Source organism: Fictibacillus sp. KU28468 (assembly GCF_026153615.1).
Lineage (GTDB): Bacteria > Bacillota > Bacilli > Bacillales > Fictibacillaceae > Fictibacillus_C > Fictibacillus_C marinisediminis.
Genome location: NZ_CP110666.1, coordinates 2,523,301 through 2,535,398, shown reverse-complemented (window position 1 = coordinate 2,535,398; position 12,098 = coordinate 2,523,301). Strand labels below are relative to the sequence as shown.

Sequence of the window (12,098 nt, the reverse complement as noted above, 5' to 3'; positions counted from 1 at the left end):
AAACCCGAAGGAATTCTTTGGGGAATTGGGCTTTCCAACCTAAGTCATCCTCTTATTTATGGAAGGAGGGCATCATGAACAGTGACGATCAGGTAAGAAAAGAACGCTTCGCTCTGCTCTTGGACCAGATTGGCATCCCGGACGAACTGCGCCAGCACCTTGGCGAAGGCAGCGTTCAAAAGCTCGCCATCGATAAGAACGACAGAAGCTGGCATTTTTATTTTTCATTGCCTAAGCCAATGCCTGCCAATGTTTATACGTTTTTTACCGCGAAATTAACTCAGGCGTTTGAACATATTGCAAAAGTATCGTTTTCCGTCCGCTGCGAAACGAAAGACTGCGAAGAAGCATTATTGAGCCAATATTGGGAGATATGCTGTGAGAAGCTTAAAACAACAGCGAGCTCTCTTATACCTGGCCTCTTAGGGCAGACACCAGAAGTGACGGGGAACAAAATAAAAGTTACGGTAAGAAACGAGGCTGAAGGCTTGCTCATCAAAAGAAAGCTTTCTTCAGCGATGACAGAAGTCTACCGCTCGTTCGGTATGGAATCGGTGTCTCTCGAGATCGAAGTAAAACACAGTAAAGAGGAATTTCAAAAGTTCGTTGATCAGAAAAAGCAGGAAGACGCAGATAAAGTGCTCGCTGCGCTTATTGAGAAGGAGAAAGCAGATAAACGAGATGCTTCTTCTGCTCCATCAGAGATCATGATAGGTTACAAGATTCCCGATGACCCTGTTTCCATTGAAACGATTCAAGATGAAGAACGGAAGGTTACTCTGCAGGGATTCGTTTTTGATGCGGAGACACGGGAACTTAGAAGCGGCCGAACGCTGCTTACGTTTAAGATTACCGATTATACCGATTCAATCATGGTGAAGATCTTCTCAAGAGATAAAGAGGATATACCGATTTTACAAGCTGTTAAAAAAGGAATCTGGGTGAAGGTCCGGGGCGGAATCCAAAATGATACGTTCGTTCGTGATCTAGTAATGATCGCTAACGACATCAACGAGATCAAACCTGAAACAAGGAAAGATCTTGCAGAAGAAGGAAAGAAAAGGGTAGAACTTCATCTTCATACCCCAATGAGCCAGATGGACGCCGTAACATCGGCATCCAGGCTGATCAGCCAAGCGAGCAAATGGGGCCATGAAGCAGTAGCGATAACCGACCATGCTGGCGTTCAATCCTTTCCGGAGGCTTACTCTGCCGGGAAGAAGAATGGAATTAAAGTCCTGTATGGTGTGGAAGCAAATCTAGTGGATGACGGAGTGCCGATCGCATACAATGAGCAGCATCGTAAACTCGCCGATGAGTCCTATATCGTTTTTGACGTAGAGACGACAGGTTTATCGGCCGTTTACAATAAGATCATTGAGCTTGCTGCCGTTAAGGTGCTAAACGGTGAGATTATTGATCGGTTTGAGTCGTTTGCGAATCCGCATGAACCGCTTTCAGACACTACGATCAATCTGACGGGAATCACCGACGATATGGTGAGAGACGCTCCAGAGATCGAGGAAGTTTTAAGGCGTTTTGAAACGTTCATGGGCAATGATATTCTTGTAGCTCACAATGCCAGCTTCGACATGGGATTCTTGAACGAAGGATTTCGTAAAATCGGAATCCAGGAGGCTCGTAATCCGGTCATCGATACCTTGGAACTTGCGCGTTTTATTCTGCCCGAGCTGAAAAATCACAGACTGAACACACTTTGTAAAAAGTTTGATATTGAACTGACCCAGCACCACAGGGCCATTTACGATGCAGAAGCTACCGGGTATCTATTATGGAAACTATTAAAGGAATCATTCCAAAAAGGGATAGAGTTTCATGACCAGCTGAATGAAAACATGGGGCAGGGTGGCTATATGAGGAGCCGGCCTTCTCATTGTATTCTGTTCGCCCAAACCCAGCAGGGATTGAAAAATTTATACCAGCTCGTATCTGAGTCTCATTTGAATTATTTTTACAGAACACCAAGGATTCCTCGCTCACGTCTGGCGAAATACCGGGAAGGACTGCTTATCGGTTCAGGCTGTGACAAGGGAGAAGTCTTCGAGGGCATGATGCAGAAAGCTCCGGCAGAAGTGGAAGAAATCGCAAAGTTTTATGATTATCTTGAGATCCAGCCTCCATCCAACTACTATCATCTGATCGAACGAGAGCTGATACAGGATGAGCTGGCGTTAAGGGAGATTATCGGGAATATCGTCAAACTTGGTGAAAAGCTTGGAAAGCCTGTAGTTGCTGCAGGTAATGTCCATTATCTGGAACAAAATGATGCCATCTACCGAAAAATTCTTATTTCAAGCCAGGGTGGGGCAAACCCGCTTAATAGGCAAAGCTTGCCTGAAGTCCATTTTCGGACAACAGACGAAATGCTCGATTGTTTCTCGTTCCTGGGAGAAGAGAAGGCGTTTGAGGTTGTTGTAGCGAATACCCAAAAAGTTGCCGCCCAGATCGAAGAGATCAAGCCGATACCTGATGACTTGTACACGCCAAAAATTCCTGGTGCTGAAGATGACGTGCGGAACATGAGTTATTCGATGGCTCGCAGCATCTATGGCGAGAAACTGCCTGATATCGTGGAAAAAACGGCTGGAAAAAGAACTGAACAGCATCATTGGGCATGGGTTCGCTGTTATCTATCTCATTTCTCATAAGCTCGTTAAAAAATCACTGATTGACGGATATCTTGTTGGTTCGAGGGGGTCAGTCGGGTCATCCTTTGTGGCGACGATGACAGAAATTACGGAAGTTAATCCCCTTCCGCCACATTATGTTTGTCCGGAATGTAAGGAATCGATCTTTTTTGATGATGGTTCTGTCGGATCAGGCTTCGACCTTCCCGACAAAGAATGCCCGCAATGCCTTGTGCTCTACAGAAAAGACGGGCAGGATATTCCATTTGAAACGTTCCTTGGCTTCAAAGGGGATAAGGTACCAGATATCGATCTAAACTTTTCGGGTGAATACCAGCCGCGAGCCCATAACTATACGAAGGAACTTTTTGGAGAAGAGTATGTATATCGAGCGGGGACAATTGGCACAGTTGCTGAGAAAACAGCGTATGGCTATGTAAAAGGATACGCATCTGACCATAACATCAATCTCCGTTCTGCAGAAGTGGACAGGCTGGTTTCTGGCTGTACCGGTGTAAAACGGACGACCGGCCAGCATCCTGGCGGAATAATCGTTGTTCCGGATTACATGGATATCTATGACTTCTGTCCGATCCAGTTTCCTGCTGATGATAAGAACTCCGAGTGGAAGACGACGCATTTTGACTTCCATTCCATCCATGACAACCTTTTGAAACTCGATATACTGGGACACGATGATCCGACCGTCATCCGGATGCTCCAGGATTTAAGCGGCATTGATCCGAAGACGATTCCAGCATCTGACCAGGAAGTTATGAAAATATTTTCCGGGCCTGAAGTACTCGGTGTAACAGAAGATCAGATTCTATGTAAGACCGGTACTCTAGGGATCCCGGAATTTGGGACAAAGTTCGTCCGGCAGATGCTTGAAGAGACGAAGCCGAGCACGTTCTCAGAGCTTGTGCAGATCTCCGGCCTCTCTCACGGAACGGATGTATGGCTCAATAATGCCAATGAGCTTATCGCTGATGGAACGTGCGAACTGAAAGACGTAATCGGCTGCCGTGACGATATCATGGTGTATCTGATCTATAAAGGCCTTGATCCTTCACTCGCCTTTAAGATCATGGAGAGCGTTCGTAAAGGAAAAGGACTCATCCCTGAATGGGTAGAAGAGATGAAAAAGAATGATGTGCCGGACTGGTATATAGGTTCATGCTTGAAGATCAAGTATATGTTCCCGAAAGCCCATGCTGCAGCCTATGTTATGATGGCTGTTAGAATCGCTTACTTTAAAGTGCATTATCCCATTCTTTTCTATGCTGCTTATTTTACGGTCCGTGCCGACGATTTTGACATCACCGCCATGGTAAGAGGCTCAAGCGCTATCAAAGCTAAAATTGAAGAGATCTCTTCTAAAGGGCTGGATGCCTCTACAAAGGAAAAGAACTTGCAGACAGTTCTCGAACTGGCGTTGGAAATGTGCGAACGAGGATTCTCTTTTGGAAAAGTGGATCTTTACCGCTCAAGCGCAACCGAGTTTTTGGTGGAAGGAAACCAGCTTATCCCGCCGTTCAACTCCATTGCCGGCCTTGGTACCAATGCGGCTCTCAATATCGTGAAGTCGCGCGAAGACGGTGAGTTCCTCTCGAAAGAGGATCTTCAGCAGAGGGCTCGCCTATCTAAAACGATCATCGACTATCTGGATGAACAGGGCTGTCTTGCAGGCATGCCTGAAGCCAACCAGCTCTCTCTCTTCTAAAATGAGCATAGCGGCTGATGGTAAGGCAAGTTGCATAAACCCTTGGATTATGATATAGTAAATTTGGAAATACTTATGAATACCTTTCGGGAAAAGAGTGGGGAAACCCACTCTTTCGTTTCGTTTTGGAAAAGGATTTTTTTGGTGGAAGGGAGGATTCTAATGAGTAAGAAAATCACTGAAACTACCGAAGAGCTTGTGGTGCCGATACTTGATGAGTTGAACCTTGAGCTGGTAGATATCGAGTTTGTAAAAGAAGGAAAAAACTGGTTCCTTCGCGTATTTATTGATAATGAAACAGGTGTGGACATTGAGGATTGCGGGACGGTAAGTGAACGGCTCAGCGAAAAGCTGGACGCTTCTGATCCGATTGAACAGGCATACTTTTTGGAAGTTTCTTCACCCGGCGTTGAACGGCCTTTGAAAAAACCGGAAGACATTGCAAAAGCGATAGGGAAAAATGTCCACATTAAAATGTATGAGCAGGTTGATGGTGTAAAGGAGTTTGAGGGCAAACTGCTAGGATTTGACGGAGAAACTATAAAACTGCAGGTAAAAGTTAAAACCCGGAATACCGAGGTAGAACTGCCATATAACAAGATAGCAAGTGCCAGACTTGCGGTTGTGTTCAATTAATAAAGGGGAGAAGATGGATGAGTAGCGAGCTATTAGATGCACTGACGTTTTTGGAGAAAGAAAAAGGAATCAGCAAGGATATATTAATTGAAGCAATCGAAGCTGCACTGATTTCAGCTTATAAAAGAAACTTTCACCAAGCACAGAATGTAAGAGTTGATTTTAATACAACGACTGGAAGCATCAGGGTTTTTGCCCGAAAGAACGTTGTTGAAGAAGTTACGGATCCAAGGCAGGAACTTTCAGTTGAAGAAGCTCAAAAGATCAATCCGCAGTATGAGCTTGAAGACATTGTGGAGCTGGAAGTCACTCCGCGTGATTTTGGAAGAATTGCTGCACAGACGGCAAAACAGGTTGTTACCCAGAGAGTCCGCGAAGCTGAACGCGGCATTATTTTCTCTGAATTCATCGACCGCGAGGAAGATATCATTACAGGAGTGGTTCAAAGACAAGACCACCGATACATCTATGTGAACCTTGGCCGAGTTGAAGCATTGCTTCCAGCAACAGAACAGATGCCGGGTGAAAAATACACGACGAATGACCGAATTAAAGTTTTTATTACAAAAGTTGAAAAAACAACGAAAGGGCCGCAGATCCTTGTTTCAAGAACACATCCGGGATTGCTGAAGCGCCTATTTGAACTTGAGGTTCCTGAAATCTATGATGGAACAGTGGAAGTGAAATCCATTGCGAGGGAAGCAGGAGACCGTTCCAAGATTGCCGTCCATGCTGCTGACCCCGAAGTGGATCCAGTGGGTTCATGTGTTGGACAAAAAGGCGGCCGTGTCCAAACTATCGTAAATGAGCTTAATGGTGAAAAGATCGACATCGTCCGCTGGTCTGAAGATCCGGTCGTTTATGTGGCAAATGCTCTAAGCCCCGCAAAGGTGCTTGAAGTGCTTGTCAATGAAGAAGAAAAGATGACAACTGTCATCGTTCCTGATTATCAGCTGTCTCTTGCAATCGGCAAGCGTGGACAAAATGCGAGGCTTGCAGCGAAATTGACGGGCTGGAAGATTGATATTAAAAGCCAGTCTGATGCTGAAGAATCAGGGCTTTATAACGGTGAAGAAGCAGAGGGGAATTTCGAAGTTTCCGAAGAATAGTTTTAATGAAGATGGGGGTGGGGCTGGATGAAAACCCGTAAAATTCCTATGCGTAAATGCGTGGCTTGCCAGGAAATGAAACCCAAGAAAGAGTTAGTGCGTGTGGTCCGTTCTCCTGAAGGCGAAGTTTTCGTTGATCGAACCGGAAAGAAATCGGGCAGAGGCGCGTATTTGTGCAACCAGGCGTCCTGTTTTGCACTTGCGAAAAAAAAAGGAAGTTTGAGCAATCAACTGAAAGCTCCTGTTACGGATGATGTGTTTTCAGAACTCGAAAAAGGAGTCCTCTAATTTGACTGCATCTAAATGGGCTTCACTGCTGGGGTTGGCAAACCGGGCAGGTAAATGCATTTCCGGAGAGGAGCTTGTTGTTAAAGCTGTACAGCGGCAGAACGCAAAGCTTGTTATCCTCTCACAGGATGCATCGGCAAACACAAGGAAGAAAGTTACCGATAAATGCGCTTACTATAAAGTAGAAGTAAGATGGGTAGATGACCGCTATAGTCTCGGCAGTGCTATCGGCAAAGACCAGCGGGTAGTGGTTGCCGTGACAGATGTTGGTTTTACGAAAAAGTTAACTGCTTTACTTGATTAAACCAATCGGGGGTGAACATATGAGTAAGATGCGTGTGTATGAATATGCAAAAAAAACAAAATGTTCAAAGCAAGGATATCATTGATAAATTAAAAACGATGAACGTCGATGTATCCAATCATATGTCAATGATTGATGAAGACGCGATCCGTAAATTAAACGATGCATATCAGCCCAAAAATAAGATGACAGAGGAGAAACATAAAATAGAACAGAAAAAGAATACATCCAATGTGAACAAGGTAGAAAATAAAAATGAAAGTAAAAAAGAGAATACTATGAAAATAAAAAAAGACGAAACACCTAAAAAGCCAAACAGCAGCCAAAACAACAAACCGGCTCCAAAGAGCGGAAACAATAGCCAGAACAGCAAGCCAGCCCCGAAAAGCGGGAACAACAGCCAGAATGCCAAGCCGGGACAAAAAGGCGGCAGCAACTTCAAGCCTGGAAACAAAAATAATAACAGCAATCATAATAATAAGAACAGAAACAACAAGAATAACAACAACCGAGGCAAATCTGCACCTGCACCACAACCAAAACCATTACCGGTCACTCCAGAGAAGATTACCTTCTCAGGTTCTCTGACCGTAAGTGAACTGGCTAAAAAATTGGCAAAAGAGCCATCTGAAATCATTAAAAAATTAATGTCCCTAGGTGTTATGGCAACAATTAACCAGGAACTTGACAAAGAAACTATCGAGCTGATTGCGAGCGACTACAACGTTGAAGTAGAAGAAGAGATCATCATCGACGAAACTGAATTCGAAAATTTTGACAACGCAGATAAAGAAGAAGATCTTCAAGTCCGTCCTCCAGTTGTAACGATCATGGGGCACGTTGACCATGGTAAAACAACGCTGTTAGACTCTATTCGTGATACGAAAGTAACTGCAAGCGAAGCTGGAGGCATCACGCAGCATATCGGCGCTTATCAAATCGAAGACAAAGGAAAGAAAATCACTTTCCTTGATACTCCTGGCCATGCCGCGTTTACAACAATGCGTGCAAGGGGAGCACAGGTTACAGACATCACGATTCTTGTCGTTGCGGCTGATGATGGTGTTATGCCACAGACTGTGGAAGCGATCAATCATGCGAAGGCTGCCCAAGTTCCGATCATTGTTGCTGTTAACAAAATGGATAAAGAGGCGGCGAACCCTGACCGCGTCATGCAGGAATTAACCGAGCATGCACTTGTTCCAGAAGACTGGGGCGGCGATACCATTTTCGTCAATGTTTCCGCGCTAAAAGGTGAAGGAATTGATGACTTGATCGAAATGATCCAGCTTGTTGCTGAAGTAGAAGAGCTAAAAGCGAATCCGAAGCGTGCCGCACAAGGTACCGTTATCGAAGCACAGCTTGATAAAGGCCGCGGATCAGTGGCTACCCTTCTCGTTCAAAACGGAACATTGAATGTCGGTGACCCGATTGTTGTCGGAAACACATTTGGACGTGTAAGAGCGATGGTTAACGATATTGGGCGCCGTGTAAAAGTGGCAGGCCCTTCAACTCCTGTAGAAATCACGGGCCTAAACGAAGTTCCTCAAGCCGGGGACCAGTTTATGGTATTTGTTGATGAGAAAAAGGCTCGCCAGATTGGTGAAGCTCGCTCCAAGAAACAGGTTGAAGCACAGCGTAAAGAATCATCGAAGCTAAATCTTGAAGATCTGTTCAACCAGATCAAAGAAGGCGACATTAAAGAGATCAACGTGATCATTAAAGCGGACGTACAAGGATCTGCAGAAGCGCTTGCCGGCTCCCTTCAAAAGATCGATGTAGAAGGCGTAAAGGTTAAGATCCTTCATACCGGAGTGGGTGCAATTACTGAATCTGATATTATTTTAGCCTCTGCTTCTAACGCGATCATCATCGGTTTTAATGTTCGCCCTGATAATAATGCCAAACGTACAGCTGAAGCGGAGAAAGTCGATGTTCGTCTTCACCGTATCATTTACAACGTTATCGAAGAAATCGAATCTGCGATGAAAGGGATGCTTGATCCTGAGTTTGCAGAAAAAGTAATCGGCCAAGTTGAGATCCGAACAACCTTTAAAGTTTCAAAAGTAGGAACGATCGCAGGCTGTTACGTTACCGATGGAAAAATAACACGTGATTCAACTGTTAGGCTCATCCGTGACGGTGTCGTGATCTATGAAGGTAAAATCGATGCGTTAAAGCGTTTCAAAGATGATGCAAAAGAAGTTAGTGCAGGGTATGAATGTGGAATAACATTAGAAAAGTTCAATGACATCAAAGAGGGAGATGTCATCGAAGCGTACATCATGGAAGAAATTAAACGGGCATGATTGGTTTCCTGACGGTTGAATGTTTCATCTATGAATCGCATTCACTAAAGGATAAACGCTCGGTAGTTAAAAAGATCGTTACTCGGTTAAGGCAGCAATTTAATCTTGCTGTCTCCGAGACCGACTTTCATGATTTATGGCAGAGAGCTGAACTTGGAATTGTAACCATCTCTAAGGACAAACTAATTGTAGAACAGGAACTTCAGAAAGCGATCAAGCTGATCAGCAGCATTCCTGAGCTGGAAGTGACAACAACTGCAATAGAGTGGTTATAATGTACAGATAGAAACGGGGTGGAAGAATGAGCAAAATCCGATCCAATCGCATTGGAGAACAAATGAAGAAAGAACTTGGCGATATTATTGGCCGGAAGCTAAAAGATCCCCGCGTTGGCTTTGTAACTGTAACAGGTGTTGAAGTAACGGGAGATTTACAGCAGGCAACTGTTTATATTTCCGTGTTTGGAGATGATGCACAAAAAGAACAGACACTTCGTGGTCTGGCAAAAGCATCAGGTTTTATCCGAACAGAGATTGGCAAACGAATCCGATTGCGCAAAACGCCGGAAATTTCTTTTAAATTCGATGAATCCATCGAATATGGAAGCCGAATTGAAACATTGCTGACTGATATAAAAGGTTCTGATGAGGAATAGTGATTACAAAAAGAGATAGACAGGCAGTGGTTTGTCTGTCTCTTCTTTTTTCATGCAGATAGGTGGTAAGGATATGCCGGCACACCAGCCAGAGGGCGTTTTGCCTTTATTAAAGCCTGCAGGAATGACATCTCATGACTGTGTGGCAAAGTTAAGAAAAATTTTAAAAACAAAAAAAGTAGGGCATACAGGAACCTTAGACCCTGAGGTGACTGGTGTTCTTCCGGTCTGTGTCGGAAGGGGCACAAAGATAGCCCAATATATGACCGATTATCCGAAAGCATACGAAGCGGAAGCTACGTTAGGCAAAGCAACGGCTACTGAAGATGCTCATGGAGAAACCGTTGAAACAAAAGAAGTTCCCGGAGAGATCAGTGCTGAGCAGGTTGAAACAGTTTTACAGTCTTTTAAGGGGATTATCCAGCAGATTCCTCCCATGTTTTCTGCTGTAAAAGTTAATGGTAAAAAGCTTTATCAATATGCCCGTGAAGGGATCGAAGTGGAGCGTCCTGTCCGTGAAGCAAACATTTACGAACTCAAGCTTCTCTCACATGATCGTCAATTTCCGGGACCTTACCCTGCCTTCTCGTTTTTTGTAAGATGCAGCAAAGGAACCTATATCAGAACCCTGGCGGTAGATATGGGCAAAAAATTGGGCTATCCTGCACATATGTCCAAATTGGTGCGAGTAGCTTCAGGTCCGTTTCAGCTAAAGGACTGCTTTACCTTTGAGGAAATAGAGACAGCCGCAGAAAACGGGACGATCGACGAGCTGTTCCTGCCTCTTGAAAAGGCGATTGGCCACTTTGAGTCCATCGTCGCTGATGAAGAGATGGAACGCAGGATCAAGCACGGATCCGTACTGCCTATGGCAAAAGATGTGCAAAATAACAGGTTTGCCGTTTATAATGAAAAAGGGCTGTGCCTTGCGATTTATAAACAGCATCCCGATAAACCTCATTTAATGAAACCAGAAAAAATTTTAGCCGTAGAGTAAGGCAAAGAGTTAGAAGGTGGATTTTTGAAAACAATTACACTGTCACATCCTCATCAGCTGAATAAGAACGAACTTCCCCCTACAGTCATGGCTTTAGGGTATTTCGACGGTATTCATAAAGGACATCAGAAAGTGATCGGAACTGCGGCTGAAATTGCCAAAGAGAAAAAGGCGGTATCATCAGTGATGTCGTTTCATCCGCACCCCTCTGTTGTTTTAGGGAAGAAAGAAGCGCATGTATCCTATTTAACGCCTCTGGAGAAGAAAGAAGCCCTGCTTCGTAATATGGGCATTGACATCTTCTATCTGGTGGAGTTCAATGAAGAATTTGCTTCACTCGCACCGCTGACGTTCATACAGGAATACTTGATCGGCCTTAATGTCAGCCATGTAGTCGCGGGCTTCGATTATACGTACGGAAAGTTCGGAAAAGGAGATATGGCCAAGATGGCGGAGTATGCCAACGGCCAATTTTCACAGACAGTCATTGGAAAAATGCAGATCAATGGCCAGAAAATAAGTTCGACCTTGATTCGAAACCTTCTAAAGGAAGGTACGGTTGATCAGATCCCTGAATATCTTGGCAGGCCTTATTCCATCACAGGTATGGTAATCCACGGTGAGAGCAGGGGGACTTCCATCGGATTTCCCACTGCGAACATCAGCAGCAGCGCAGATTTCCTCATTCCTGCGAATGGAGTATATATTGTGCAGGTCAAGATCGGAGATACGGTTTTTAACGGAGTGGCGAACATTGGCAAGAAGCCGACTTTCCATGAAGACCGTGAAGCGTCGATTGAAGTTCATCTGTTTGATTTCTCTTCTAACATTTATGGGAAAATGGTTGAAGTTTCATGGCTGTCACGGATCCGTGATGAAAGAAAGTTTGACTCAGTTGACAGTCTTGTAAAGCAAATAGCTGCTGACAAACAGGCTGCCTTGGATTTTTTTTATGAAAAATAGGGTTACTCTTGCAATATCCCTAAAAAAGAGGTAATCTAATATTTGTACTTCATTGTACACTAAAAAAACCGCTGCTTGGCATCGCGATTTCACCGACGCATGCTCGGTTGCCGGGGTTTATATTTCAAAGGAGGTGAACAGGATGGCAATTTCTCAAGAACGTAAAAATGAACTTATTGGCGAGTACAAAACTCATGATCTTGATACAGGATCTCCGGAAGTTCAGATCGCTATCCTTACAGAGCAGATTAACACTCTTAATGACCATTTACGTACCCATAAGAAAGATCACCACTCACGCCGTGGTCTTTTGAAAATGGTAGGTAAGCGCCGTAACTTGCTAACATATCTTCGTAACAAAGATATTACGCGTTATCGTGAGCTTATCAATAAGCTTGGATTACGTCGTTAATCGGAAAAAGCGGGAAAATTTTCCCGCTTTTTTTCTGTAAAAAAACCCATACAT

Annotated in this window: 10 protein-coding genes and 1 pseudogene; all 11 read left to right on the top strand. The window is 44.3% G+C overall.

The window, feature by feature from the left end:
- Nucleotides 1-74: 74 nt before the first annotated feature.
- The 11 genes and pseudogenes from OKX00_RS13105 to rpsO all read left to right on the top strand — a co-directional run bounded on the left by OKX00_RS13105 (nucleotide 75) and on the right by rpsO (nucleotide 12,044).
- Nucleotides 75-4,371 (top strand): annotated as a pseudogene (locus OKX00_RS13105) (PolC-type DNA polymerase III).
- 162 nt (nucleotides 4,372-4,533) lie between these two features.
- Entirely contained in the window at nucleotides 4,534-5,007 is a 474-nt protein-coding gene (rimP, locus tag OKX00_RS13100; protein WP_053354460.1) for a ribosome maturation factor RimP, read from the top strand.
- A 17-nt stretch (nucleotides 5,008-5,024) separates the two neighbouring features.
- Nucleotides 5,025-6,116, top strand: coding sequence for a transcription termination factor NusA (nusA, locus tag OKX00_RS13095; protein WP_265407654.1), 1,092 nt, complete (start codon nucleotides 5,025-5,027; stop codon nucleotides 6,114-6,116).
- A 27-nt stretch (nucleotides 6,117-6,143) separates the two neighbouring features.
- Nucleotides 6,144-6,404 (top strand): RNase P modulator RnpM, encoded by a 261-nt coding sequence (rnpM, locus tag OKX00_RS13090; RefSeq protein WP_062231800.1) that lies wholly within the window; start codon nucleotides 6,144-6,146, stop codon nucleotides 6,402-6,404.
- Between the two features lies 1 nt (nucleotide 6,405).
- A complete protein-coding gene (locus tag OKX00_RS13085; protein WP_369795759.1) occupies nucleotides 6,406-6,708 on the top strand; it encodes a YlxQ family RNA-binding protein in 303 nt (100 codons plus the stop codon).
- A 38-nt stretch (nucleotides 6,709-6,746) separates the two neighbouring features.
- On the top strand, nucleotides 6,747-9,017 hold the full coding sequence (gene infB / locus OKX00_RS13080; protein ID WP_322114319.1) for a translation initiation factor IF-2: 2,271 nt from the start codon (nucleotides 6,747-6,749) through the stop codon (nucleotides 9,015-9,017).
- A complete protein-coding gene (locus tag OKX00_RS13075) occupies nucleotides 9,014-9,292 on the top strand; it encodes a DUF503 domain-containing protein (RefSeq protein ID WP_053354456.1) in 279 nt (92 codons plus the stop codon). Before infB ends, OKX00_RS13075 begins: the two co-directional genes overlap by 4 nt.
- 26 nt (nucleotides 9,293-9,318) lie before the next feature.
- Nucleotides 9,319-9,672, top strand: coding sequence for a 30S ribosome-binding factor RbfA (rbfA, locus tag OKX00_RS13070; protein WP_265407653.1), 354 nt, complete (start codon nucleotides 9,319-9,321; stop codon nucleotides 9,670-9,672).
- A gap of 73 nt (nucleotides 9,673-9,745) precedes the next feature.
- On the top strand, nucleotides 9,746-10,669 hold the full coding sequence (gene truB / locus OKX00_RS13065; RefSeq protein ID WP_265407652.1) for a tRNA pseudouridine(55) synthase TruB: 924 nt from the start codon (nucleotides 9,746-9,748) through the stop codon (nucleotides 10,667-10,669).
- A 24-nt stretch (nucleotides 10,670-10,693) separates the two neighbouring features.
- Nucleotides 10,694-11,632 carry a bifunctional riboflavin kinase/FAD synthetase gene (ribF, locus tag OKX00_RS13060; protein ID WP_265407651.1) on the top strand — a complete coding sequence of 313 codons (939 nt, stop codon included), beginning with the start codon at nucleotides 10,694-10,696 and terminating at the stop codon, nucleotides 11,630-11,632.
- Between the two features lie 142 nt (nucleotides 11,633-11,774).
- The gene (rpsO, locus tag OKX00_RS13055; protein ID WP_053354452.1) at nucleotides 11,775-12,044 is read left to right on the top strand and encodes a 30S ribosomal protein S15; all 270 of its coding nucleotides are present in this window, start codon (nucleotides 11,775-11,777) and stop codon (nucleotides 12,042-12,044) included.
- Nucleotides 12,045-12,098 lie beyond the last annotated feature (54 nt).